This window comes from Pedobacter cryoconitis (assembly GCF_014200605.1).
Taxonomy (GTDB): domain Bacteria; phylum Bacteroidota; class Bacteroidia; order Sphingobacteriales; family Sphingobacteriaceae; genus Pedobacter; species Pedobacter cryoconitis_B.
Map to the genome: position 1 here is coordinate 237,901 of NZ_JACHCE010000002.1, position 25,944 is coordinate 263,844.

A 25,944-nucleotide genomic window follows, 5' to 3' on the forward strand; every position below is an offset into this window, starting at 1 on the left:
AATTTACTATTTTGCACCAAATGCAGTTTAAAGAGATCGTCGGACAAGAGGAAATTAAGCGTCAGCTGATACAGACAGTTGTTGAAAACAGGGTAAGTCATGCTCAGTTATTTCTCTCTGCCGAAGGCACTGGGGCTTTACCTCTTGCTATTGCTTATGCGCAGTATATCAATTGTTTAGATAAGTCGGCTACAGATAGCTGTGGCGTTTGTTCGTCTTGTCGCAAGTACGAAAGATACATTCATCCCGACTTACATTTCTCTTATCCATTTTTTGCATCGAAGGATGTTAAAATTGCTGTCGATGTACTGGAAGAATGGAGAACAATGCTTTTGGCAGACCCATATTTCGATCTTGACATCTGGAGACAACAGCTAAGTGCCGATAATAAACAGGCAAATATAAATATTGCCGAATGTCACGATATCATTAAGAAATTAAGCTATAAAGCTTTTGAGGCAGAGACGAAGGTTTTAATTATGTGGCTCCCTGAATATCTGGAAAAAGAAGGGAATTCGCTGTTGAAAATTATTGAAGAACCACCTGCTAATACTTTATTCTTATTGGTGGCCAATAATCAGGAGCATATCCTTTCCACTTTGCTGTCAAGAACGCAAATTGTTAAAATTCCCAAACTTTCTTCGCAAACGATAGAAAACTATCTGATCGGCAATAACAATATTTCCGGAGAACAGGCATCGACTTATAGTTTTCTGGCTGATGGCAATTTAATTGAGGCTAAATTGCAGGTTGCCCAGTCTCATAATGACAATGCAGAGGTTTTTGCAGAATGGTTACGAATGGGTTATGGTAATAAGGTGCTGGATCTGGTGAATTTTGTAGATCAGGCTGCAACCTGGGGAAGAGAAAATCAAAAGAATTTTTTAAAATACGGTATCAGCTTTTTAAGGGAGTGCAGTTTGCTAATGAGCGGAGCAGATAGTTTAGTGAAATTGCCGGCCAGAACACTCGATACGGCACAAAAGTTAAGTAAACACGTGCTTGATCTGAATATGGCTTCTGCTATTATTACAGAGCTGGAGCAAGCACATTATCATATAGAACGTAACGCTAATCCGAAAATACTATTTTTAGATGTATCTTTACAATTAGTAAAAATAATCAAGTTTAAAACGCTCCCGAAAGGGACTCAACATATATACAATTAGTTATGGGATGTGGAAGTTGTTCTACAGGTGGCGGTTGCGCCCCCTCAGGCTGCAAAAGTAATGGCTCATGCCTTACCGGAGGTTGTCAGAAAATGGAAGTTTACGATTGGCTGTCTAATCTTGACATGCCTTCTAATTATAAACCTTTCGAGGTTATAGAGGTTAAATTCAAAGGTGCGAGAAAAGAATTTTATCTGAATACTGATAATATTTATCTGGAAATCGGGGAACTGATTGCCGTAGAAGGATCTACTGGCGGATATGATATAGGCCATGTCTCTTTAACCGGAGAATTGGTAAGGATGCAGATGAAACGCCGTAAAACACCAATGGATCAGGTTACCCGTAAAGTCTACAGAAAGGCCACAGAGGCCGATGTAGATAAGTGGAAACTGGCCAAAGATCTGGAGTGGGAAACTATGCATAAAGCCCGTACACTGGCTCTTGATTTGCGTCTTTCCATGAAAATCAGTGATGTGGATTATCAGGGTGATAAAACTAAAGCAACTTTTTTCTATACTGCCGAAGGGCGGGTAGATTTCAGGGAACTGATCAAGAAAATGGCCGAAACTTTCCGGATAAGGATTGAAATGAGGCAAATTGGAATGCGTCAGGAAGCAGGAAGATTGGGTGGAATTGGTTCATGCGGCCGTGAATTATGCTGTTCTACCTGGTTAACTAATTTCAAGACAGTATCTACTGCGGCAGCAAGATATCAAAACCTTTCTTTGAACACGTTAAAACTTGCCGGACAATGCGGTAAACTGAAATGCTGTCTGAATTATGAGCTGGATACCTATCTTGATGCTTTAAAGGATATCCCGGATCGCGTAGAAAACCTTCAGACTGAAATTGGTACTGCGCGTCATCAGAAAACGGATATTTTTAAGAAATTAATGTGGTTCAGTTACCCGAATCAGGAAGACTGGATCCCATTGAAAGTAGACCGTGTAAAAGAAATCATGGCGATGAACAAAAAAGGTCAGAAACCGGTTAATTTAAAAGATGAAGCGGTAGAGCTGGCAACAACTGTTTTTGTTGAAAAAACACCTGATTATGAAAATGTGGTTGGTCAGGATAGTTTAACACGTCTGGATGATAAACCAAAGAATAAAAACGCAAGAAATAACAATAACAGGAATAAAAATAATAATCCAAACCGGCCTGAGCGTAATGTTAAGCCAGGACAACCAGCAGTAAAGGCCGGGCAACCTGCTGTGAAACCAAATCAGGGTGGCGTAAAGGCGGGACAACCCGGAGTTAAACCAGGTCAGCCAGGTGTTAAACCCGGGCCTCAAGGACAAAAGGCAGCTCAGTCTAATCAAAAACCTGTAGAAAACAGAAAAAATCAAGAGGTAAAGAAAGCTCCGGAAGCTGTCAAAACGGAAGATGGAGAAGTTGTTAAAGCCCCTTCTGCAAGCAGGAATAACAGGTCAAGGAATAACCGCAGACGTAACAAACCAACGGATAAGCCAAAGAATGAAGAAAATTAAACTTTTTGTATGCTTATTTTTCAGTGTGCTGGCAACAGGGCTGATGGGATGTAATACAAATAACCTGATTGATACGAATGAAGAAATGCCTCAGCGTAACTGGAGCTATGTGAATAAGATTAAAGGCATTGCAGAGATTAAAGATCCTGCAAAACCTGTTTCCCTTCGTTTTAAGCTCAGACATACTGCAGATTACAGGTATTCTAATATTTATATTTTAATGACTTTAAGCGGGCCTGGGTTGCCTAAAATTACCCGGCGTTATGAATATAAGCTTGCTGAGTCAGACGGACAGTGGTTGGGTAAAGGATCCGGTAACTTATATACTTATGTTCTTCCTTTATTAACGAATTATAATTTTCCGGCTTCCGGGAAATATAATATTGAGATAGAGCAAAACATGCGTGATAATCCGTTAAAGGAAATCAGTGATGTTGGCATCATGGTTTCTGGAATCCCAGAAAAATAAAGTCAGAATTTATTGCTGTTTATAGAAAAATCCGGTTGTGCAGACAGCCGGATTTTTTTATAGAATTATGGCGTTTTCTGGTAGTTTGGTAAGGTTACTATGGCAGATCTGAGACTTGTCTTATCCCTATAAAATTGGTAATAATTGCTCCAGGGCCATTCCTCTGGAACCCTTTAGTAAGACGAGGCTATCTTTTATAGGGTTATCTTTAAGCCAGCGCTCTGTATCTTGCGGGGTGTTAAAAAACAGACCTTCAAACTGATCTTTAAAGGCGTAAAAATACTTGCCAATAAAAATAACGGTATCCAGTCCTGATTTTTCAGCCAGAGCTGCTATTTCCTCATGCTGTTTTTCTGTTTCCGGTCCTAATTCAAACATATCACCTATAATGGCTACTTTATTTTTAGCATTTAGTATAGAGATATTACCTAATGCAGCAGCCATACTGCTTGGATTCGCATTATAGAAGTCACAAATAACCGTATTCGTAGCTGTTTTGGTTAGTTGTGAACGGTTATTATTAGGGAAATATCCCGTTAAACCCTGATTGATCTGGTCGGGGCTAAGCTCAAAGAAGGAAGCAATACAGATTGCCGCCAGAATATTTTCAAAATTATAGGCCCCTGTCAGGTTTGCTTTAACCTGGAATATTTGTTCTTGTTTTTTCCAGGCCAGTTCAATCAGCGGATCTGACTTTAATAACTGCCCGGTAACCGCATTTTCTCCGGCTGTTCCATAATAAACAAGATGAGTTAAACCTGCGGCAATGCTCATTTCTATAATATAAGGATTGTCACGATTGATAAAAGCAATACCATCTGTGTTTTTCAGGTGACTGAACAATTCGGCTTTACCCTTTTTAACACCTTCAAATCCACCAAATCCATCTAAATGCGCCATACCTATGTTGGTGATCATTCCATGGGTTGGCTGGGCAATGGTACATAAAAACTCAATTTCTTTCTGGTGATTTGCTCCCATTTCAATTATTGCAATTTCTGTATCCTTTGAAATTGACAGGATTGATAATGGAACACCAATATGATTATTCAGATTTCCTTTTGTAGCAAAGGTTTTATATTTTTCTGAAAGTATTGCATTGATCAGTTCTTTAGTTGTAGTTTTTCCGTTACTTCCAGTAAGGCCAATAACAGGAATATGTAGCTGTGACCTGTGGTGGCGGGCTAAATCCTGTAAAGCAGTCAATACATCCGGGACTAAAATACACTGCTCATTTAACTTGTAGTCTGCATTGTCTATAACAGCGAATGCCGCACCCTGTTTCAAAGCTTCAGCTGCAAAAGTGTTGGCATCAAAATGCTCTCCTTTTAAAGCGAAGAATAAACAGCCTGCACTAATCTTCCTGGTATCCGTACAAATAATTGCATTTGACAGGTAGTGCTGATAAATAGATTCAATCTGGGACATAGCTGATGAGGTTGTTGGTATAATTGTGGGTAAAATTACATTATGGATTACAAACAAAAAATATTCTTTAGTACTTTGGTGTTAAGATTAGTTTGAAATTAATCAATCTTAATTAAACAGGACTAAGAACCTGATAAGCCCAGCCTGCTAAAACATATACCCTAATGAAAAAAAGTATACTCTCATTTTTATCATTGTTGTTCTGCTTTACGGTTATTCAGGCACAGGTGAAATCTCCGGATGCTTTTTTAGGTTATCCTTTGGGAACAAAATTTACCGCACATTATCAGATTCTTGCTTATTTTAAATATCTGGCAGGCACAGACAGTAATATTAAACTGATCAGTTACGGTAAAAGCTATGAGAACCGGGAGCTAGTAGTTGCTGTAGTCTCTTCCAAAGAGAATATGGAGAACCTGGAACAGCTTAGAAAAAATAATTTGGGTTTAAGTAAGGCAGAAGGCGGACAGGTAAATATTAATAAGCAGCCTGCAATTTTGTGGTTGAGCTATAATGTTCATGGAAATGAAGCAAGTTCATCAGAAACCGCAATGAGAATGCTTTATAATTTAGCTGAAGGTGTAAACAGGCAGGCAAAAGACTGGCTGAAGAATACGATTGTAATTATTGACCCTTGTCTGAACCCTGATGGAAGAGAACGATACGTTAACTATTATAATTCAGTAGCAGGGCTTATGCCTGATGTAAGCCCTCTTTCCAGAGAGCATTATGAACCCTGGCCCGGAGGCCGTCCAAATCATTATTATTTCGATCTTAACCGGGATTGGGCATGGCAATCACAAGTTGAAACCAGGGCGCGTGTAGCTTTGTATCATCAATGGATGCCAGAAGTACATATAGATTTTCATGAACAAAGTTACAATGAGCCTTATTACTTTGCTCCTGCAGCCGAGCCTGTACACCAGGATATCACCGCTTTTCAGCGTGAATTTCAAATTATAGCAGGAAAGAATAATGCCCGGTATTTTGATAAAAACGGATGGCAGTACTTTACAAAAGAGCGGTTTGATTTATTATATCCTTCTTATGGAGATACTTACCCATTATATAATGGTGCGATTGGAATGACATATGAGCAGGGCGGAATAGGTGCAGGATTAGCTGTCGTTATCGCAAATGGAGATACGCTGACTTTAAAAGACCGCATTAATCATCATCTGACCACCGGGCTGGCTACATTAGAAACAGTATCTGAGAATGCTTATAGACTTGTCGCTGAATTTAAAAAATATTTTTCGCAGGCAGCAGCTTATCCTCCTGGATTATATAAAACCTATGTTGTAAAAGCTGATAATCTGAGCAGGATGAAAAAAATGGCTGTCCTGTTAACAAAGAATAATATCAAATATGCATTTGGCGGAGATAAAACAATGACAGGTTTTAATTTTGCGACAAAGAAGACGGTTCTTTTCAGGGTTGGAAGAAATGATATGGTCATTAACCTTAAACAGCCGGCATCAGTTTTGGCCAACGTACTTTTTGAACCTCAGACTGTCGTAACAGATTCGAATACTTATGATATTACAGCCTGGGCATTGCCTTATGCTTATAATCTGAGTGCTTATGGCTGTAAAGAACTTTTTAATGGTGAATTTCCTGATCTTGAACCCAAAAAGGATAGTGCTGTGGTGCTGACAAAACCTTATGGCTGGATTTTATCCTGGGACGCAGTCGAAGATGCACAGGTTTTAATCGCGCTGCACCGGGCTAATATTAAGGTACGTATTGCCGAACAGGCTTTTACTGTAGGTGGTAAAATTCATCAGGCAGGGTCATTGCTGGTTTACAGGGCTGAAAATGAGAAGCTCAACAAGTTAATTGAGACAGATATTATTGCGTTTTCCAGAAAATTCAGGAAAGCATTTATCCCAATATCCACCAGCTATGTGGAAAAGGGAAAAGATTTTGGTTCTTCTGTGTATCCTTTACTTCCTGTTCCAAAAGTTACTATGGTTGCGGGGACTGATATTTCTTCTCAGAGTTTTGGAGAGGTTTGGCATTTCTTTGAACAGGAATTGAATTATCCGCTGAACATCATCACAGAGCAGAATATAGGAAGTCTGGATCTGGCTGCGACAAATGTTTTGATTTTGCCTGACGGGGCTTATGCACGCAGAAATATGGAAAAACTGGAAGACTGGATTAATCTGGGTGGAAAAGTAATTTTAATGGAGGACGCGATTTCGAGTGTTGCAGGGGTTAAGCCTTTTGATATTAAAAAAAAGGAGCCGGTAGTAAAAACTGAAAAAGAGGTCTTTTCCCGGATTTATAAGGAAAAAGACAAGGATAATTCGGCTGATGCTATTCCAGGTGCTATATATAAAGTTACATTGGATAAGAGTCATCCTTTTGCTATTGGCTTAGGGGATATCTATTATACTTTAAAAACAGATGATAAAATTTATGAGCCTTTGCTAAAAGGCTGGAATGTCGGTACACTTAAGCAAGATGCTTATGTGACAGGTATCGCTGGTAAAAACGTGCAGGAAAAGCTTTCTCAGGGGATGTTATTTGGTGTACAGCCTGCAGGTAAAGGAAATATTGTTTACCTCTCTGGTAATTTGTTGTTTCGCTCTTTCTGGGAAAGTGGAAAGCAACTTTTTGTAAATACTATATTCCTTGTTTTCTGATCTAAGCGGGCTTTAATGCTTGTTTAAACAATAATTCTATTGTTTTAGCTTCATGCAATATAATATTTTGTGAGATTTGCTTTTGTGGGTTTCATGTTTCGTATGCATGGTCCTATATCATATTGTCATTTAAAAGTCATTTTGCTATAACTTTTTAGTTTCCAGCTAAATCAACATTTGTAAAAATCTATCTTAGATCTTCAATTATTAACTAACTTAATAAATAATTAATCTATGAAAAAACTTATACTAAGTTTATTCGTGTTTCTAGTCATTGCAGGTGTTGCAGTCGCACAGGACCGGATAGTAACTGGTACAGTGAAAGGAAAGGATGATAATCTTCCTATTCCTGGAGTATCAGTAAAAGTAAAAGGTACAGCAAATGGTGCTGCGACCGGATCAGATGGAAAATTTTCCATTAAAGCAGGTACAGGTGCTGTATTAGAATTCTCTTCAGTGGGTTATACCCGCCAGGCCGTTACAGTAGGTACGGGTAGTAATTACACTGTTTTATTAATACAAGATTCACAATCTTTAGGTGAAGTTGTGGTAACCGCTCTTGGTATTAGTAAAGCGAAAAAAACAATCGGTTATGCAGAAACCACAGTTAAATCGGAAGAGATTAATAAATCTGCTTCAGTAAGTTTAGTTGGTGGTTTACAAGGTAAAATTGCCGGAGCAACCATTTCAAATACTTCTGGTTCTCCAGGTGGATCTACTAAAGTTATTTTAAGAGGTTTTTCTTCTATTACAGGAAGTAATCAGCCTCTTTATGTAATTGATGGTGTTCCTTTGGATAACTCTACTGCAGGTTCTAATGATAATTATGACTTTGGTAACAGTGCGAATGATATTGATCCTAACAATATTGAGAGCATGAGTGTGCTGAAAGGATCAGCAGCTACAGCGCTTTACGGATCAAGGGGATCCAGCGGTGTAATTTTAATTACGACTAAAAAAGGTAAAGCAGGTTCTTTCCAGGTAGACTTCTCTTCTGCAACAACAATTACGCAGGTTGCATCACTATACAAACCACAGGAAGTTTTCGGAAATGGTTGGGATGCAACTTATATTCCATCTGAAAATGGTAACTGGGGCCCTAAACTGGATGGTGTGATGAGATCATGGGGTGCTGTTGTTGACGGGACTCAATTGGTAAAACCATTTTCTTTTGTGAAGGATAACGTACGTAATGCATTAACAAATGGTCTGGAGTTAAATAATAACCTTGCAATCAGTGGTGGTAATGAAAGTTCTACTTTTTACTTTGCTTATGGTAATATAAATAGTAATGGTTATCTGCCAACAGATGCGGATTCTTATAAACGTAACAACGTTACTTTAAAGGGATCTACAAAGTATAAGAACTTCAGCATTGATGGTTCAATGAACTATGTAGGCAAAAATCAAAGATTTGTGAGTGGTGGTGGTGGTGACTCTGGAATCGGGTCTTCATTTTATGAGGAAATCCTGCAGATACCAGTAGATATTAATATTAAAGACTTCAGAGACTACAAAAATAAGTTCTTTAACGTAGATAACTACTTCACTCCTTATGCTGAAAACCCTTATTACGCACTTTATGAAAATGGTAGCAGAAATAAAAGCGACCGTGTTTATGGTAATATCAATATGAATTACAAAGTGAACGACTGGTTGAATATTCAGTTACAACAAGGTGGAGACATCAGTAATTCTCAGGTGAAAATATGGCATAATAAAAATGCGCCTTCACCAGGCAGTTATAATGACGGAGGAAACGTTGAGGGATCTAAAAGAGCTCCTGATGTAGGTAATGTGATGGAAGGCTCTTATAAGACTTTTGAGTATGATACTAAACTAAATTTAATTTTTAATAAAAAACTAAGTTCTAAATTTGATTTAGACGGTTTAGTTGGAGCCAATTATAATGACAGAGGATTTAGATATCTGACAACTACAGTTGAAGATCTAGCGATTCCTGGATTCTTTGATATTAGTAACAGCTCAAACAATCCAGTTAGTACAGAACAAGAATCACACAGAAGATTGTTTGGTGCTTATGCTCAGGCTACTTTAGGCTATGATAAATTCTTGTATTTAACAGTAACAGGCAGAAATGACTGGTCTTCAACATTAGCTCCAGGTAAAAACAGTTATTTCTATCCTGCAGCCAGTTTATCTTTTCTTGCTTCCGAATTATTTGACCTTTCTAAAACACCAATCAGCTTCCTGAAATTAAGAGCCAGTTATGGTCAGACAGGTAGTGATACAGACCCATTCAGAATAAATAATGTAATCACAAGAACTAATATTCCGATAGGTACAAGTAATATTCCTGGCCAGCCAGTAATTACTTTCCCTGTTCAGGGTGTACCAGGATTCTCTGTTTCTAATACTTTAAGAAACGCCGACCTGAAACCAGAAAGAGTGAGTGAGGGTGAATTTGGTACAGAGATCAGATTCTTTAAAGACAGAATTGGTTTGGATGTGACTTATTACAACAGAATCAGAAAGGATCAGGTTCTTGCGGTTCCTATTGATCCTGCATCTGGTTATACTTTCTCTTATTTAAACTTTGGTAAGGTAAGAAACAGAGGTATAGAGGTTACTTTAAATGCTAAACCAATTGTGACCAGAGATTTCCAGTGGAATCTGATGTACACGTTCTCAAGAGATAGAAATCTTGTTCTTGAATTGCCTGCGGGATTAAATAAGGTGATTATTAATGCTGCTTATGATGCGCAATTTGTTGCAGAAGTTGGTCAGCCAATGGGAACTTTCCTTGCTCCTGTTCCAGTTTATGATCCTCAGGGAAGAATAGTTGTAGGTAACAATGGATTCCCGATAGTTGCAGCTGATAATGGTAACTACGGATCAATGCAGCGTGACTTCTCTATGGGTTTGTCTAACTCATTTACTTATAAGAACTTTAATTTAGGTTTTACGTTTGACTGGCAAAAAGGTGGTGTGTTCTATTCAGGAACAGCCGATTTGTTAAACTTCGTAGGTGCCGATAAGAAAACACTTTATAATGATCGCAGACCTTTCATTGTGCCTAATTCAGTAAAACAGGTGATTGATGCAAATGGTAAAACTACTTATATAGAGAATACAACCAGAATTACAGAAGGAAATATAGATGATTACTATTATCCTACTACAAACAGAGCATTGGTTTACAAAAACAGAATTTTAAGTAAATCCTTCCTGAAATTGAGAGAGGTAACTCTGAACTATACTTTACCTAAAGGTGCAGCAAATAAAATAGGAGCTGAACGTATCAATGTAGGTGTATTTGGCAGAAACTTAATTACCTGGTTGCCGGCTTCAAATCAAACAATTGACCCTGAAGTTTCTAACTACGGTAACGATTTAACAAGTGAATTCGGTGAATTCAGAACAGCGCCTCCGGTAAGGTTCTTTGGTGCTACGTTAAAAGTTACATTCTAAATCAAAAGAAAGATGAAAAAGACTAATTTTAAATATAATACGCTGATATTTTCAGCAATTCTACTGCTTTCCTTTGGGTGTAAAAAAACCTTGGATGTAAATACAGATCCAAATAATCCATTAGTTGAGAATGCTACACCTGAGGTGTTATTTCCTTCTGCTGTTATGTCAACTACAGCGGTTGTAGGTGGGCAATTAGCTATTGTGGGAGGTATCTGGTCTCAATATTTTACACAAGCTCAGGCTTCGAATCAATATAAAAATATTGATTCTTACAATTTGACAAAAAATGATGTTTCTGTCACAGTTCCTTATACGGAGATGTTTAGCGGGGCATTAATGGATTATGACCTGACACTTAAAAAGTCAATAGAGCGTAGTGACTGGAAATATAACCTGATGGCTACAGTAATGAAAGCATATTCTTTTCAGGTTCTTGTAGATTTATACGATAAGGTTCCTTATACTGAAGCATTTCAGGGCGCAGCTAACCTGCAGCCTAAATTTGATAATGGAGATGCAATTTATACAGCTTTATTAGCGGAAATCGATGCTGCTTTAGCCAAAGATTTCCTGGGCGGAACAGCATTAACAGCTACACAGAAAAATACAGACTTTGTATTTCACGGAGATATGAACCTGTGGAAACAGTTCGCTAATACGCTAAAACTAAAAATGTACCTGCGAATGATTAATGCTAATCCAACGGCGGCGCAGGCTGGAATTAATAAATTATTTCAGGAAAATGCGGTGTTTTTATCTACGGATGCAGGAATCAAGACCTGGAGCGGCACGCCAAATAATAGTAATCCTTTCTATGAATACAATATCAGACGCTTAAATACTTCGACTAATTTAAGAGCAAGTGTAACGTTTGTAAGCTGGTTAACACAAAAGAATGACCCTAGAATTGTTAACTATTTTGGTACAGACCCAATTATTCCTATGCATCAGGGCGACTTTGCAGCTACATCAGCACAGCAGCCTACTTACGGTGATGCTACTGTACTTGTTCAGTCGGCTAAAGATCCGGTATGGTTTATTACTAAAGCAGAATCATATTTTCTGCAGGCTGAGGCCCTGGAGCGTTATGCAGCGGGTGCAGGTGCTAAAGATGCTTATGACAAAGGGTTGCAGGCTGCATTTGATCAGGCTGGACAAACACTTAGCGGAGATTTGGCTGCGACTTATGCTTATCCTGCAACAGGGTCACTTGAAAATAAAATAGAAGCAATTATCACTCAAAAGTGGGCGTCATTTACTGGAACACATGATATCGAAGCTTTCTTTGAGCAACAGCGTACAGGTTATCCTAAATTCAGTCCTGTGTACTCAACTAATGCGGCTTATATCCCGGGACAATTGGTGCTGACTCCAAATTCTGTTACTGCAGGTTTATTTCCAAGGAGATTAGTTTTTCCTGCAGCAGCAACTGACAGGAATAAGAATACTCCGGCAGTAGTTCCAATCACAACTAAAGTGTGGTGGGGTAAATAATTGCACCTAATTTAAAATAGACGATGAAAAAATATATAGCAATCATTGGCTTAGGTATCCTGAGTCTGACGATAAGTTCTTGTGAGAAAGAACCTACTTATAATTATCCAGATGGACATGTAGGTGGCTCAAAAATAACAGTTTATGCGACGATAGCACTTAAAGGAGATGCAACGGTTCTGCTTGTGAAGGGAACAGCCTTTACTGATCCGGGTGTAACCGCACTGGAAGGAAAAACTGCACTGACTCCTGTAATTAAGGGGACAGTTGATGTAAATACTGCTGGGGTATATCCTATAACTTATACCGCCACAAATAGCGATGGTTTTTCTACTGCTGTAACAAGAACTGTAATTGTTTATGATACAAAAGCAGATGCTGCTGCAAATGATCTTTCTGGTACCTATTCAGATGGGGATGAGCAAGCATCTGTCTGGACAAAACTGGCTCCTGGTGTGTATTCAGTTACAGATCCTGCTGGAAATGGATTAGCATTGACTCTTATTGCTTTTAATCCAACAGGAAATACAATTCATGTTCCTGTTCAGTTGTCTGATGATGGTACGCCAATCAGTACCACAAATGAGAGTTATGATCCAATTGCGGGCTCATATACGTGGGGTATTGTTAATTTGGAATACAAACCTGTCGCTCTTACTTTTGTTAAACAGTAATTAATAGATTGAAAATGAAAAAATACTTATATATATTAACACTATGCGTGTTAAGTTTGGCATCCTGTAAAAAGGATGAAGATCCGGGGGGAACTGCAGTTCAGGTAATGGCTAACGAATGGTTTGTTCAAGTGCAGACTGTTGATCCGTCAGGTACGGTGATCAAGCCTTTTAATACTTATTCTCCTGTCTCAACCTACAATACTTCAGATAACTCATCTACATTAATGTGGTTGAACATGAGTGCAACTGATAAAAATGTAATTGGTTTTCTGGCTAAGGTGAATGTTGACTTAGGTAGCAAAAGTTTCAATCTTACCAGTGGAGATGATACGCGCAATTCAAGAAAAATAACTGTAAAAAACGGTAAAGTTGTAACAAATGGTACTGTTGGACCAGTATCTAAAGCTGTTACTGATGCTATTTCTTTTGATATTACTGTCGATAGCAATCCTTCTGTAATTTATCAGGTAAAAGGGTATGCAAGAACCAGATTTGCCGAAGATGACCACTAAATAACTGGTTTTTCTATCAAAACCCCGTATGCTTTAACAAGCTATACGGGGTTTTTCTTTAAAAAAATACCTATAGAGGCTTTAATTTTTTGCTCTGAGTTTAACCTTTTACTTGCGAAGTAATAACCTCTGCTTTTTATATCAAAACACGCAAAAATGGAGTAAAAAGATACTAATTATGATATTTTAACTTATATTAGGACCCAATTAACTTATTAATAACCTAGACAAATTTTTTTATGAAAAAACTTATACTAAGTTTATTCTTGTTCTTGTCGCTTGCTGCAGCCGCATGGGCTCAGGACAGAACAATAACTGGTACTGTTACAGGAAAGGATGATGGACAGCCAATTCCTGGTGTCAGTGTGAAAATCAGAGGAGCCCAAGGTGGAGCTCAAACTGGCGCTGACGGAAAGTACGCAGTTAAAATTCCAGCTGGAGCTACAGCATTGGAATTCACTTCAATTGGCTATGTGTCACAATCTGTTCCACTTAGAGCAGGAAACGTAATTAGCGTTAGTTTATCATCTGACTCTAAATCATTAGGTGAGATCGTTGTAACTGCGAATGCTATTAAAAGAGAGAAAAGAACTTTAGGTTACTCTGCACCAACTATTAAGGCTGGAGAATTGACTGAAAGTGGTAGCCCAAGTGCGATTAACTCTTTAGCAGGTAAAGTAGCGGGTGTAAATATCACAAGTACTTCTAACTCACCAGGTAGTTCATCAAGAATCGTTCTTCGTGGAGGATCTTCAATTGGTGGATCTAACCAGGCGCTTATTGTTGTTGACGGGGTTCCTGTTGATAATACAAGTCAGATTGGTGGTGCATCTGTTTTATCAAGTGTTGACTTTGGAAACAGAGGTAATGATATCAATCCTGATGATATTGCTTCGGTTACAGTATTGAAAGGCCCTGCTGCGGCTGCTCTTTATGGATCACGTGCATCAAACGGTGCCTTGATCATCACAACTAAAGGTGGTACTAAAAATGCTGATAAGACTTCTATTACTTTTAACACTTCAAATACGTTTTCTTCAGTATTGAAATTACCTGATTTCCAAAATGAATATGGTCAGGGTTATTATCAGCCGGATCCAAAAACAGGAGCTCCTATTTTTGTAAACGGTCAGCCGGTTTATAACGGAGACCTTAGAGAGAATGGTAGCTGGGGTGCTCCTTTTACTGGAGTAGTTCAACCTTGGGGTCAGTCTATTGACGGAGTTCGTCAGACAAAATCATACTCTGCTATTAAAAACAATGTGCGTGATTTCTTTGATACAGGATTCTCAACAGATAACAACTTAACCTTTTCAGGTGGTGGCGATAAAACAACTTTTTATTTAGGCTTAAACGGTTTAAACTCTAATGGAGTTTTCCCGGGTAATAAAGATGTCTTTAATAAATACGGTGTTAGATTTAATGGTACAGCTGATCTTAGCAATAAGTTTACTGCGGGTGTATCTTTCAACTACAATAAAATAAATGCTAACCAGGTTGCTGGTGGTCAGGGTAGTTCATCTGTATTTAATAACGTATTACAAACACCAAGAGATATTAGTTTAGTAGGTTTAAAAGATTTGACCAACAAATATAATGGCTATGGTTATACTGATGCCAATGGTGTTGTTCAGAAAAATTCATATGGATACTATGGTGCTTATACATTAAATCCATACTGGGTTCTTCAAAACTTTGATAACTTTGATGATGTAAGCCGTATAACAGGTAATGTTAACGTTGCTTATAAACCATTAAAATGGTTAGATGTAACAGAAAGAGTTGGTATTGATACTTATACTGACCGTCGTAGAACATTAGCTCCAAAATATAGCTTTATCCCTGCACCTGGTGCTGCAAATGCACCATATACTGCAAGTAATATCAGAACAGGTACTGGTTCATATGAAATCGACCAATACAATATTACTGAGTTAGTACACGATTTAATGATTACTGCCCGTCATAAATTCAATGAGGATTTTGAAGGATCATTCATGATCGGTAACAACGTTCGTCAAAGATCAGTGACTTCACTTTTAACTGCAACAAATGCATCCGGAGGTTTAGTAGTTCCAGGATGGTATAACCTTGCGAACAGTAATGGTCCGGTTAACGTGATTCAGGATAACATCAGCAGAAGAAGATTAGTAGGTCTTTATGCAGATTTAAACTTGTCTTACAAAAACTACCTTTTCTTAGAAGGAACTGCTAGAAATGACTGGTCTTCTACTTTGCCAGTTAAAAACAACTCATTCTTTTACCCAAGTGTTAGTGCTTCATTTGTATTCTCTGAATTATTAAAAAGCTCATCAATTAATAACTGGTTAAGCTATGGTAAACTTAGATCAAGCTGGGCTCAGGTAGGTAATGATACTGATCCTTATCAGTTAGCTACTACATACGGCAGAACAGTAATCAGCGGTAACTTTGGTAACACAACTTTCCCATTTGGTAACGTGCCAGGATTATCTGCAAGTTCTACAATTGGAAACAACGAACTTAGACCAGAGAAAACCAGTTCTTTTGAGGTAGGTACAGAACTTGGATTTTTAGACGGCAGAGTTTCTGTGGATTTCAGTTATTATAAAAATAATTCAAAAGATCAGATTATCAGTGTTCCAATTCCTAACTCTACAGGATATGGTTTCGCATTGGTAAATGCTGGTGAGATTCAGAATAAAGGTGTTGAGTTAAGTTTAAGAGGAACAGTTATTAAATCAACAAATGTAAACTGGGAACTTTATGGTACGTTTACTAAAAATAACAGTTTAGTAGTATCTCTAATGCCAGGTGTTGAACAAATCTCTCTTGGTGGAGCTTCTGGTATTACTGCTGTTGCTGCTGTAGGCAGACCATATGGTGAGTTTTATGCAGTTGATAATTTAAGAGACGCACAAGGCAGAACTGTTGTTGATGCTAAAACTGGTCGTCCTTTACCAACTTCTAAAGCACAATACTTAGGAAGTTACAACCCTAAATATCAAGCTTCATTCGGAACAAACTTCCGTTTTAAACAAGTTACTTTCGGAGTGTTATTTGACATTAAACACGGTGGTGTTTTCTATTCAAGAACTAAAGGTACATTGGCATTTGTTGGAGCTTCTGCTGAAACAGGAGGAGACAGATTCAATCAGATCTGGCCTAACTCTGTTACTTTGGATGCTAACGGTAATAGTGTTCCTAATACTTCTATTACTTATAACAAACAGGATTACTATAGTGGAAGCTTAAATCCAGGAACAAACATTGTTGACGCTTCTTATGTGAAAATGCGTTCAGCAAATATTTCTTACGCATTTACTAAAGATCAGTTAAGACGTACTCCATTCGGTGCATTATCGATCGGTGTTTTCGGTAATAACTTATTTATCTGGACTCCAAACTCGAATCAATTTGCTGATCCGGAAGTTAACTCTGCTGGTGCTGGTAACTTACAAGGTTTTGACTTTACTGCACAACCTTCACTGCGTAACTACGGTGTTAATCTAAAAGTTTCATTCTAAAAAAAACTCAATTAATATGAGAACGAATAAAAATATTAATCCTAAGCAGATCATACTTCTGCTTTTTATCGCCATGGTTGGATTCTCTGGCTGTAAAAAATATTTGGATATAAACCAAAACCCTAACAATCCGGATAGCGCTGACCCGAACTTGCTTTTACCTACTGTACAAGCTGCAATGGGACAGATTGTCGGAAATGCATTTCAGGTTTATGGTGGTATCTGGGCTCAGTACTGGACACAAAGTCCAAACTCATCACAGTACAAAACGATTGATCAGTATAACCTGGCTAACACTGCTTTTGACAGACCATGGTTAACTATTTACCGTAACTCACTGGTAAATTCTGAGGCGATCATTAATAGCACTCTTCCTAGTACTGAATACACAAAAGGTATTGCTTATTTGATGAAAGCATATACTGTTCAGGTTACTACTGATGCTTTTGGTGATATTCCAGTAGCTGAAGCTGTAAATTACACACTATATCCTGCACCTCATTATCAGAAACAAGAGGTAGTTTATGATAGTATCTTTAAATTTATTGATAAAGGTGTTGCTTTGTTAAACGTAACTGCATCTGTTTCTCCAGGTTCTCAGGATGTTGTTTTTGCTGGAAACACTACACAGTGGAAAGCATTTGCAAATACTTTAAAACTTAAAGCTTATTTAAGATTAGCTTATGTTAACCCAACTAAAGCTAGTGCTGGTATTGCTGCTTTATATGCAACAGGCCCAGCTTTCCTGACAACTGATGCGGCAATTAAGTATTTAACTATCGGTGGTAATGAAAACCCACTTTATAATGAGATGGTTGCATTGAGCAAAACGCAGAATTTAGTAGCAAGTAGTACAGCCGTTGATAATTATGTGAGAAACAATGATACAAGGGTGCTTAAATTCTATGATCCGATTGCTGGTGGTGATCAGACTAAGATTACAGCAATTCCTCAAGGTAGCTACTCAGCTAATGCAGGTGCAGTTGTATCTGTTCCGGCAGGATTAGTTGGTGCGAACCCATTAAATGCAGCATCAGCTACTGCTCCGGTTAAATTCTTCTCAGCTGCTGAGAGTTATTTCTTACAGGCAGAAGCGGTTGCCAGAGGATATGCTACTGGTGATATCAACGGATTATATACTAAAGGAATCGCTGCAAGTTTCGCTGCTACAGGAAACCCAGCAGATGCGGCAGCTTATACTGCAGCTGCTCCGGACGGATTGTTAGCTTTAACAAGTGCTGTTAGCGTTGAAGATAAAGTTAAAGCAATCATTACTCAGAAATACTATGCTTTAAATGGTACTCAGGGTTTTGAAGCTTGGACTGACTATCGCAGAACAGGATTCCCAACATTCCTTGTTACGTCTGCAGCTTCTCAATTAGGAGCAGGCAGAATGCCACAACGTATGTTATATCCAAGTTCTGAAGCACTTTCAAACAGTAACTTCCCAGGTAATATACCTTTGTATACTCCTGTTTGGTGGGCTGCTAAAAAGTAATCATTCCAATTGGAACATAAAAAAAGAGGCCGTCTGTAGACGGCCTCTTTTTTTATGTCTTTATTTTTGGTAATTATTGATAAGATAATATGACTTCATGTGTCTGAACATGAAGTATAGCTGTGCTGCCAACGATCAGTGCCTGGTTATCTTCTATATGACCAACGGGAAAATTGAAACAGACCGGGTAATTATATTCAGAGACAATTTCAAGAATCAGTTCTTCAGGCGTTTGTCCAAAGGGAATTTCCTGTGGTTTGATGCCATTGAAGCTTCCAATAATCAAGCCCCTCAGATGAGCTAATTTTCCGCTCCGTTTCAACATGCGCAGCATTCTGTCTATTGCGTATTCCTGTTCTCCTACATCCTCCAGAAATAAAATCTTATCTGTATAATCCATTTCAGAAACTGAGCCTTGCATAGCAACCAGGATCGAAAGGTTTCCTCCTATTAAAACTCCCTCTGTATGTCCCGGACGGTTTGTGATGGTACTTTTATAAGTGTAATTGAGTTCTTCTCCGAATAGGGCCTTTCTTAGCGTTTCTATAGAATTTGCGCTTCCGGTTTCAAAAGAAGCTGGCATTTGTCCATGGATACTTTGCGTATGCAATGCAGCCAGTGTATGGGAAAGAAAGGTTGTGATATCACTAAAGCCCGCAATCCATTTGGGATTTCTATTAAATGCGCTAAAATCTATCTGGTCAATAATCCTGATACCCCCATAGCCTCCCCTGGCCGCAAGAATGGCTTTTATACTGCTATCGTCTACAAATGTCTGCAGATCTGCTGTCCTTAGCGCGTCATCTCCTGCAAAGTTAAAATGATCACCAGTGATACTTTTTCCGGTTATCACTTCAAGCCCCCAGCTCTCTAATAGCGCTATCGCAGGAGCTATAGATTTCCTTAATTTATTTGCAGGGCAGACAATGGCAATTTTGTCTCCTTTTTTTAGGTATGGCGGTTGTATGTTCATCGGATAAATTCTTAATCAGTGCAAAAGAATATAAATTGTCTTAAATTCTGGTAATATAAGTAAATCGTTTGTTACCTATAAGGTACGGTGTCTGCAGATATCCTTCCGTTGAAATTGTTAGCTCAAATTTAGGATGTGTGGTTATCGCGAATTTAAAGGTTATTAGAAAAATAATACCGGCCACCTGTTCAATTGATTTTTCAGATGAATTTTGTCTTCCTTTTTAAGTGGGGCGGCTGTTTAATCAGCTGCAAAACTCTTATCTTTGATAAAATAATAAAGATAGTTTTGGATAACAGTAAAATAAAAAGATATACCGTTACGGCGGCATTACCCTATACGAATGGTCCTGTACACATTGGGCATTTAGCCGGTGTTTATTTACCTGCTGATACTTATGTGCGTTACCTTCGTTCGAATAAAAGAGATGTTAAATTTATTTGTGGTTCTGATGAAAATGGTGTTCCTATTACATTAAAGGCCAAAAAGGAAGGAGTTACTCCGCAAGTTGTAGTTGACAAATATCATAAAATTATAGGGGATTCTTTTAGAGAGTTCGGTGTGTCTTTTGATATCTATCACCGTACTTCTTCTGAAATGCATCATGAAACCGCATCTGATTTCTTTAAAACTCTTTATGATAAGGGTGTCTTTACTGAAGAGGTAACAGAACAGTATTATGATGAAAAAGCACAGACTTTCCTTGCAGATCGTTATATCACCGGGACTTGTCCAAAGTGTGGTAACGAGAATGCTTATGGAGATCAGTGTGAGAACTGTGGGAGTACTTTAAATGCGACTGATCTGATTAATCCAAAGTCAACGCTGTCTGGTGAGCCTCCTGTTCGCAGAGAGACGAAGAACTGGTTTCTTCCATTAGAAAAGTATGAAGATCAGTTAAGAGCTTATATTGAAGGACACAAGGAGTGGAAACCGAATGTTTCTGGTCAGTGTCATAGCTGGTTAAATGCCGGTTTACAGCCAAGAGCGATGACCAGGGATCTGGACTGGGGTGTAAAAGTTCCTGTAAAAGATGCTGAGGGTAAGGTCTTGTATGTGTGGTTTGACGCACCTATTGGTTATATTTCTGCAACTAAAGAATTATTCCGTTTTTCCGGTACTGCAGGCGTAAATCCTAAGGCAGATGAGTATTATCTGAATAAGGATGAAGCGGCTCAGGGAAACTGGGAAGATTACTGGAAAGATGATACGACTAAACTGGTTCATTTTATCGGAAAGGACAATATCGTATTCCATTGTATTATTTTTCCGGCCATGTTAATGGCTCATGGTGATTATACTCTGGCTGATAATGTTCCTGCGAATGAATTTTTAAATTTAGAAGGACAGAAAATTTCTACTTCTAAAAACTGGGCTGTATGGTTAAATGAATATTTGCTTGAATTTAAGGATAAACAGGACGTGTTACGTTATGTCCTGACTTCAACTGCTCCGGAAACCAAGGATAATGATTTTACCTGGAAAGATTTTCAGGCTAGAAATAATAACGAATTAGTTGCTGTATTAGGCAATTTCATCAATAGGGTGACTGTTCTTACACATAAGTACTTTGATGGCAAGGTGCCTGCTCTAATGGAGCTGAATGAGCAAGATCAGCTGGTAATTGATGAGCTGGCTTTATATCCTGCTAAAATCGGCGCCTCTATAGAGACTTACAGATTCAGAGAGGCTTTAACAGAGGTGATGAATGTTGCACGTTTAGGAAATAAATACCTGGCGGAAACTGAACCATGGAAAGTTATTAAAACTGATGAAAACCGGGTAAGAACAATATTAAATATCAGTTTACAGATTGTTGCAAGTCTGGAGATTCTGATAGAGCCATTTTTGCCGTTTACAGCTGCAAAATTAAAGGGCATGCTGAACCATGAAAGTCATTTATGGGGAGATGCTGGTCAAATGGGGTTATTACAGGCAGATCATCAGTTAAATGAAACTGCTTTATTGTTTGAAAAGGTAGAAGATACTGATGTTCAGGCTCAGATTGATAAGTTAAACCAGAGTAAGGTCGATAATATCGCAGCTAATGTTGTGGTTGCTCCTGCTAAAGAAAATATAGATTTCGAACAGTTTAGTGCCATGGATATCCGTGTAGCAACGATTATTGCTGCCGAAAAGGTGGAAAAGACTAAAAAATTACTGAAACTTACGCTGAATACGGGATTGGATGAACGTACGGTGGTTTCAGGAATTGCAGAATATTTTACTCCTGAAGAGGTAATTGGTCAGCAGGTTAGCTTACTGATTAACCTTGCACCAAGAGAGATCAAAGGAATTTTATCTCAGGGAATGATTTTAATGTCTGAAAATTCAGATGGAAAACTTACTTTTGTGTCGCCTTTACAAAACCATGCGAATGGAAGTGTAATCAGGTAGTACAGGTCCCGTAGTTCAACGGATAGAATAGAAGTTTCCTAAACTTGAGATATGAGTTCGATTCTCGTCGGGACCACTTATTTAGCCAGCAGTTATATATAACTGCTGGCTTTTTTGCTTCAGGGGGCTTGAAGTTATGTATAAGTATTGACTTTAGTAATGTACTAACCCCATAATATATTCAACCTCGATGGATTACTTACTGAGAGCAAAAGGATCGTTCGGACAAGACTTAATTCATGCATTTTAACGACTTTTTTTTATCCGGGAGTTATGAATGTTCCGTATATTCATGAGTTAGCCGTCAGTTAAAAAAGTAAAAATAAATAAACTGAAAATTATGAAAAGCCTTTATCTATACTTTTTATGTATTTTAATTTCAGTCCAAATGAATTCATCTGCTCAAAATATTAAAAATAAAGGCAATTATACTTATCTGGTAAGAGAAGAAAAAGGCGACTTAAATAATGATGGTAAAATGGACAGAATAACGGTGAAAATGGATTTAACAGATGAAACCAGGCCACTAAGATTTCAAGTTTTTCTATCTCAGCCAAATGGAAAATTGACTTTAGCTGTATCTTCAACCAAAGTAATTGAGCCACAATATCCTGTTGAAAAGCAAGGGAAGCCTAATGGATACCAAATTCCAAGTTTTTTTATTGAAAAAGGGATTTTGAGAATGTGGAGTGAAATTGAAGGGGGAAACATTACTTACGATTTCAAATATAACAATGGCAATTTTGAATTAATTAAGGTTAAAAAGTTTACTCATGATGAAACGAAAGGATATATTGACGAATATACTATTTTTACAGAAACTGAATTTAACTTAATCTCGGGGCTCAGAACCGAAACTGATGATAGGTCAGATTCAGGGGGGATATTAAGTAAAAGGAAAAAAATAGTTTTAATCAGACCTTTGCCGAAACTTCAGGATTTCAAATTTTCCGATAAAAAAATATATTAAAAGAACTGGAGTAATATCGGCTTGAAAATATGGGTGGGTTTTAAATTCTGAACAAGAAGAGTTTATATAGGATTTTAATATTTTTTATAGCTAATAAAAACAAGATTGCTTATAGTGATGAAAGGAAAACTAATCATATTAATCGTTTTAACCTTTTTGAGTTGTAATTCTGCAACTAAAGATCAGGAAAAGAGAATCATTGGTAATTGGGTTGGAGATATAAAACTTCCTAAAACGGGTAAATACATCGGGAAAATGTATTTACAGTTCACTCAAAAGGGTGAATTTTTTCAAAAAACCGGGGAAGGAAGTGAACAGGTTGTTTCAAAAATGACTTATAAACTTAGTAAGAATAAAATTTTTTACAAAGGGAAAGCAACCTCAAATGAAGAATTCGATTCTAATTATTCTTTTAAGGGAGATACTTTAGTTGTTGAATATGAAGGTGAAAAAGCTGATTATATAAGAATTAAATAAAATTGGATTAGTATTTAAGATTGAAATGATAAATGTTTTGTCTTTTCTGACTTACAGGCTGCAACGGAAATTAGTTTGATAGCCATGTCTCATGTAGACACAGTTATCATCCCTGGATTTAAAAGAAGCCGTAAATTGAATATTAATAGATTTTTTGAACCGTTTTAAGAAGATCATGCGGATAGCCCAATGTTATTCTGCTAACGCTTTCTAAACGTTCAACCTGATCGTGGCTTAAACGAATATTAAGCGCCTTTAAGTTGTCGGTTAGATGAGTGAGTGTACGGGCCCCAACTATAGGGAAAGCATTTTTAGTCAGTGTCCAGGCTAATGCTACCTGGCCCGGTGTTGCCTGAACTTCTGCTGCTATCAATTCTAACTGATCTATAATAGTTTTGGTAGCTATATCTTCTTTGAAACTACCCTGTGCAGACTGTGTTAGCCGACCTGTATCGCCTTTACGATATTTGCCTGTCAACAATCCCCCTGCTAATGGAGAATATAACATTGTGCCCAGTCCAAAGTGGGTAGCCATTGTCATTAACTCCCGGTCTGCAGCTCGTTGGACAAGATTATATTCTATTTGTAAAGCGGTTAACGGAATTATACTGGCGATAGCCGATGCCTTCCATGCAGGAAAATTAGCCAGTCCCGTGTACAATATTTTACCAGATTTAACGAGATCCTCAAGTCCCCGGATCGTTTCTTCAAGCGGAGTAACACCGTCATCATAATGGGGCATATAAATATCAATATAATCAGTATTCAGTCGCTTCAGGCTGGCATCAACAGACTGACGTATAACCTTGCGGTGGTTACCCAGATTAGCGGGTTCCGGATTCGTCTCACTACTGCGTGTATATTTAGTACAGATAATGAAATTATGTCTTTGTGATTTAATAAATTCTCCAACTATGGCTTCCGCTTCTCCAAGTTGATATTGGTCAGCAACGTCAATAAAATTGCCTCCTGCATCTTTGTAAGCCGCCAGGATTTTTGAAATTTCGCCGGCATTGGCTCCATGCCCACGACGTTCACCAAAACTTGCTGCTCCCAAAACGAGCTCACTGGCCGGAAGGCCTGATTGTGTTCCGAATAATTTATATTTCATATTTCAAAGCTCGCCGTATAAGCAGATAAAGTCAAGTATAGCTGAATTCAGCCATATCAGATAAGACAATAGTATGACCTATATTTGTAGAATGTATGAAAGGAAACTACCTATACAATTTGAATGCGGCCTTCACCTTTTTATGGAGGTGATGAATGGGAAATGGAAAATCAACCTGATATGGTGTATTTACAATGGCATTAAAAGACCAGGTGAATTACATCGCAGGATGCCTAAAGCTTCCCGCCGATTATTGGATACTCAACTGAAGCAACTCACAAACCTTGGTATTATTACCAAAACAATATTTAACCAACGACCTTTAAAAGTAGAATACGAACTCACAGCGTTGGGCCTGACATTGATTCCTGTAATAGAAGTAACCGCACAATGGGGTGAAACTCACCGCGACGTGCTGGAGCCCTTATTTCAGTCATAGGTTGCACCTTTGGCGGTTGGAACTCAAAGTCTTTAGTGCCTGCAACTGTATTATTTTGTAATTAACAATAAAAGCCACTAATCAGTGGCTTTTATTGTTAATTACAAAATGTAAATCTTACAACTAAAGTGTTGCCATATCAATAACAAACCTATAGCGAACATCTCCTTTTAACATCCTTTCGTAAGATGCAGTGATATCCTTAATGTCAATAACCTCAACATCAGAAACGATATCGTGTTCTGCGCAGAAATCAAGCATTTCCTGAGTTTCAGCAATACCTCCGATACCTGAACCTGCAACACTTTTGCGGCCCCCTAATAACGAGAATGGTTGGATTGCATAAGCCTCAGAAGGAACACCTACACAAATATGTGTACCATTGGTTCTCAACAATGAAATATACATATCCATATCATGTACAGCAGATACAGTATCTAAAATGAAGTCAAATGAACCTTTTACTGCTTCAAGCTGAGCTGGGTCTGAAGTCACTACAAAGTGATGTGCGCCTAATTCTTTTGCAGCAGCCTCTTTAGCAGGAGAAGTACTTAATACAGTAACCTCTGCGCCAAAAGCGACACCAAATTTAACACCCATGTGTCCTAAACCACCTAAACCTAAAACGGCAAGTTTATGGCCTTTTCCAACTTTCCAGTGGCGTAAAGGTGAGTAGGTAGTGATACCTGCACAAAGTAAAGGTGCTGTTGCTGCCAGAGATAATTTCTCTGAAATGTGCAATACAAATTCTTCACGAACAACAATTGTGTTAGAGTAACCACCGTAAGTTGGCACTCCTGATCTGTCGATATTATTATAAGTCTGTGTACTTCCTTCCAGGCAGTATTGCTCCAGACCATCCTTGCAGTTCTCACAAATCTGACACGAATCGACCATACAGCCAACACCAGCAAGTTCTCCTACGCTGAATTTCTTTACATGGTCACCTACTTTAACAATCTTACCTACAATCTCATGTCCTGGGACCATTGGGAATACACCCGGAAACCAGTCATTTTTAATCTGATGAAGGTCAGAATGGCAAACGCCACAATATGATATTTCAATTTGGACGTCATGCGGTCCGACTTCCCTGTGTTCAAAATTCCAGGGAGCTAAGTCTGTTTGAGCATCCTGTGCTGCATATCCTTTTGCTTGTATCATGGTTAAAATCTTTTTTATGTAATACAAATGTATGGGCTGGAATTTGAACTCCAATTAAGAATTTCAAAGCAATACTTATAC

At 38.1% G+C, this 25,944-nt stretch carries 18 protein-coding genes and 1 tRNA gene; 15 read left to right on the plus strand and 4 right to left on the minus strand.

What is annotated here, in order from left to right:
• The first annotated feature begins 20 nt into the window (after window positions 1–20).
• Genes HDE68_RS07095 through HDE68_RS07105 form a run of 3 tightly spaced genes read left to right on the plus strand, consistent with a single transcriptional unit; the run spans window position 21 to window position 3,131 of the window.
• Window positions 21–1,169 (plus strand): ATP-binding protein, encoded by a 1,149-nt coding sequence (locus tag HDE68_RS07095; RefSeq protein ID WP_183880402.1) that lies wholly within the window; start codon window positions 21–23, stop codon window positions 1,167–1,169.
• A 2-nt stretch (window positions 1,170–1,171) separates the two neighbouring features.
• Complete coding sequence (locus tag HDE68_RS07100) at window positions 1,172–2,662, plus strand: stage 0 sporulation family protein (protein ID WP_183880405.1); 1,491 nt, start codon at window positions 1,172–1,174, stop codon at window positions 2,660–2,662.
• On the plus strand, window positions 2,649–3,131 hold the full coding sequence (locus tag HDE68_RS07105) for a gliding motility lipoprotein GldH (RefSeq protein WP_183880407.1): 483 nt from the start codon (window positions 2,649–2,651) through the stop codon (window positions 3,129–3,131). The genes HDE68_RS07100 and HDE68_RS07105 overlap by 14 nt, the downstream gene beginning before the upstream one ends.
• A 126-nt stretch (window positions 3,132–3,257) precedes the next feature.
• Here HDE68_RS07105 and HDE68_RS07110 read toward each other — a convergent pair whose 3' ends face one another.
• Complete coding sequence (locus HDE68_RS07110; protein WP_183880409.1) at window positions 3,258–4,559, minus strand: UDP-N-acetylmuramoyl-tripeptide--D-alanyl-D-alanine ligase; 1,302 nt, start codon at window positions 4,557–4,559, stop codon at window positions 3,258–3,260.
• Window positions 4,560–4,723: 164 nt separating this feature from the next.
• On the opposite strand from HDE68_RS07110, the gene HDE68_RS07115 reads away from it, so the two are divergent.
• The 7 genes from HDE68_RS07115 (at window position 4,724) to HDE68_RS07145 (ending at window position 18,332) form a co-directional block, all read left to right on the plus strand.
• Entirely contained in the window at window positions 4,724–7,210 is a 2,487-nt protein-coding gene (locus tag HDE68_RS07115) for a M14 metallopeptidase family protein (protein ID WP_183880420.1), read from the plus strand.
• Between the two features lie 234 nt (window positions 7,211–7,444).
• Window positions 7,445–10,642, plus strand: a complete 3,198-nt coding sequence (locus tag HDE68_RS07120; RefSeq protein ID WP_183880421.1) for a SusC/RagA family TonB-linked outer membrane protein — start codon at window positions 7,445–7,447, stop codon at window positions 10,640–10,642.
• A 12-nt stretch (window positions 10,643–10,654) separates the two neighbouring features.
• The gene (locus HDE68_RS07125; protein ID WP_183880423.1) at window positions 10,655–12,139 is read left to right on the plus strand and encodes a SusD/RagB family nutrient-binding outer membrane lipoprotein; all 1,485 of its coding nucleotides are present in this window, start codon (window positions 10,655–10,657) and stop codon (window positions 12,137–12,139) included.
• 23 nt (window positions 12,140–12,162) lie between these two features.
• Window positions 12,163–12,813, plus strand: a complete 651-nt coding sequence (locus HDE68_RS07130; protein ID WP_183880425.1) for a DUF5011 domain-containing protein — start codon at window positions 12,163–12,165, stop codon at window positions 12,811–12,813.
• A 14-nt stretch (window positions 12,814–12,827) separates the two neighbouring features.
• Window positions 12,828–13,328: a lipid-binding protein gene (locus HDE68_RS07135; RefSeq protein ID WP_183880427.1), complete on the plus strand. Its 501-nt coding sequence runs from the start codon at window positions 12,828–12,830 to the stop codon at window positions 13,326–13,328.
• 239 nt (window positions 13,329–13,567) lie between these two features.
• On the plus strand, window positions 13,568–16,834 hold the full coding sequence (locus tag HDE68_RS07140; RefSeq protein WP_183880429.1) for a SusC/RagA family TonB-linked outer membrane protein: 3,267 nt from the start codon (window positions 13,568–13,570) through the stop codon (window positions 16,832–16,834).
• A 16-nt stretch (window positions 16,835–16,850) separates the two neighbouring features.
• Window positions 16,851–18,332 (plus strand): SusD/RagB family nutrient-binding outer membrane lipoprotein, encoded by a 1,482-nt coding sequence (locus tag HDE68_RS07145; protein WP_183880432.1) that lies wholly within the window; start codon window positions 16,851–16,853, stop codon window positions 18,330–18,332.
• A gap of 73 nt (window positions 18,333–18,405) precedes the next feature.
• Here HDE68_RS07145 and HDE68_RS07150 read toward each other — a convergent pair whose 3' ends face one another.
• The gene (locus HDE68_RS07150; protein ID WP_183880434.1) at window positions 18,406–19,305 is read right to left on the minus strand and encodes an LD-carboxypeptidase; all 900 of its coding nucleotides are present in this window, start codon (window positions 19,303–19,305) and stop codon (window positions 18,406–18,408) included.
• Between the two features lie 288 nt (window positions 19,306–19,593).
• Between HDE68_RS07150 and metG the strand changes: the two genes are divergently transcribed.
• From metG to HDE68_RS07170, 4 genes are all read left to right on the plus strand, one after another.
• On the plus strand, window positions 19,594–21,702 hold the full coding sequence (metG, locus tag HDE68_RS07155; protein WP_260171676.1) for a methionine--tRNA ligase: 2,109 nt from the start codon (window positions 19,594–19,596) through the stop codon (window positions 21,700–21,702).
• A gap of 4 nt (window positions 21,703–21,706) precedes the next feature.
• A tRNA-Arg gene (locus tag HDE68_RS07160) sits at window positions 21,707–21,778 on the plus strand.
• Between the two features lie 264 nt (window positions 21,779–22,042).
• Window positions 22,043–22,672 carry a hypothetical protein gene (locus HDE68_RS07165; protein WP_183880438.1) on the plus strand — a complete coding sequence of 210 codons (630 nt, stop codon included), beginning with the start codon at window positions 22,043–22,045 and terminating at the stop codon, window positions 22,670–22,672.
• Window positions 22,673–22,789: 117 nt separating this feature from the next.
• The gene (locus HDE68_RS07170) at window positions 22,790–23,149 is read left to right on the plus strand and encodes a hypothetical protein (RefSeq protein ID WP_183880440.1); all 360 of its coding nucleotides are present in this window, start codon (window positions 22,790–22,792) and stop codon (window positions 23,147–23,149) included.
• Between the two features lie 142 nt (window positions 23,150–23,291).
• Here the strand turns inward: HDE68_RS07170 and HDE68_RS07175 are convergent, their stop codons facing one another.
• Complete coding sequence (locus HDE68_RS07175; RefSeq protein ID WP_183880442.1) at window positions 23,292–24,260, minus strand: aldo/keto reductase; 969 nt, start codon at window positions 24,258–24,260, stop codon at window positions 23,292–23,294.
• Window positions 24,261–24,333: 73 nt separating this feature from the next.
• Between HDE68_RS07175 and HDE68_RS07180 the strand changes: the two genes are divergently transcribed.
• Window positions 24,334–24,699, plus strand: coding sequence for a winged helix-turn-helix transcriptional regulator (locus HDE68_RS07180; protein ID WP_260171677.1), 366 nt, complete (start codon window positions 24,334–24,336; stop codon window positions 24,697–24,699).
• 123 nt (window positions 24,700–24,822) lie between these two features.
• On the opposite strand, the gene HDE68_RS07185 is transcribed toward HDE68_RS07180, so the two are convergent.
• On the minus strand, window positions 24,823–25,863 hold the full coding sequence (locus HDE68_RS07185; RefSeq protein ID WP_183880444.1) for an NAD(P)-dependent alcohol dehydrogenase: 1,041 nt from the start codon (window positions 25,861–25,863) through the stop codon (window positions 24,823–24,825).
• Window positions 25,864–25,944: the final 81 nt, after the last annotated feature.

Excerpts from the sequence above, each read along its gene's own strand:
- HDE68_RS07150 (WP_183880434.1), bottom strand. The coding sequence starts at position 19,305 with ATGAACATACAACCGCCATACCTAAAAAAAGGAGACAAAATTGCCATT.
- HDE68_RS07095 (WP_183880402.1), top strand. The coding sequence starts at position 21 with ATGCAGTTTAAAGAGATCGTCGGACAAGAGGAAATTAAGCGTCAGCTG.
- HDE68_RS07180 (WP_260171677.1), top strand. The coding sequence starts at position 24,334 with ATGACCTATATTTGTAGAATGTATGAAAGGAAACTACCTATACAATTT.
- HDE68_RS07120 (WP_183880421.1), top strand. The coding sequence starts at position 7,445 with ATGAAAAAACTTATACTAAGTTTATTCGTGTTTCTAGTCATTGCAGGT.
- HDE68_RS07125 (WP_183880423.1), top strand. The coding sequence starts at position 10,655 with ATGAAAAAGACTAATTTTAAATATAATACGCTGATATTTTCAGCAATT.
- HDE68_RS07115 (WP_183880420.1), top strand. The coding sequence starts at position 4,724 with ATGAAAAAAAGTATACTCTCATTTTTATCATTGTTGTTCTGCTTTACG.
- HDE68_RS07130 (WP_183880425.1), top strand. The coding sequence starts at position 12,163 with ATGAAAAAATATATAGCAATCATTGGCTTAGGTATCCTGAGTCTGACG.
- HDE68_RS07185 (WP_183880444.1), bottom strand. The coding sequence starts at position 25,863 with ATGATACAAGCAAAAGGATATGCAGCACAGGATGCTCAAACAGACTTA.
- HDE68_RS07145 (WP_183880432.1), top strand. The coding sequence starts at position 16,851 with ATGAGAACGAATAAAAATATTAATCCTAAGCAGATCATACTTCTGCTT.
- HDE68_RS07100 (WP_183880405.1), top strand. The coding sequence starts at position 1,172 with ATGGGATGTGGAAGTTGTTCTACAGGTGGCGGTTGCGCCCCCTCAGGC.
- HDE68_RS07105 (WP_183880407.1), top strand. The coding sequence starts at position 2,649 with ATGAAGAAAATTAAACTTTTTGTATGCTTATTTTTCAGTGTGCTGGCA.
- HDE68_RS07170 (WP_183880440.1), top strand. The coding sequence starts at position 22,790 with ATGAAAGGAAAACTAATCATATTAATCGTTTTAACCTTTTTGAGTTGT.
- HDE68_RS07165 (WP_183880438.1), top strand. The coding sequence starts at position 22,043 with ATGAAAAGCCTTTATCTATACTTTTTATGTATTTTAATTTCAGTCCAA.
- HDE68_RS07110 (WP_183880409.1), bottom strand. The coding sequence starts at position 4,559 with ATGTCCCAGATTGAATCTATTTATCAGCACTACCTGTCAAATGCAATT.
- HDE68_RS07135 (WP_183880427.1), top strand. The coding sequence starts at position 12,828 with ATGAAAAAATACTTATATATATTAACACTATGCGTGTTAAGTTTGGCA.
- HDE68_RS07140 (WP_183880429.1), top strand. The coding sequence starts at position 13,568 with ATGAAAAAACTTATACTAAGTTTATTCTTGTTCTTGTCGCTTGCTGCA.
- HDE68_RS07175 (WP_183880442.1), bottom strand. The coding sequence starts at position 24,260 with ATGAAATATAAATTATTCGGAACACAATCAGGCCTTCCGGCCAGTGAG.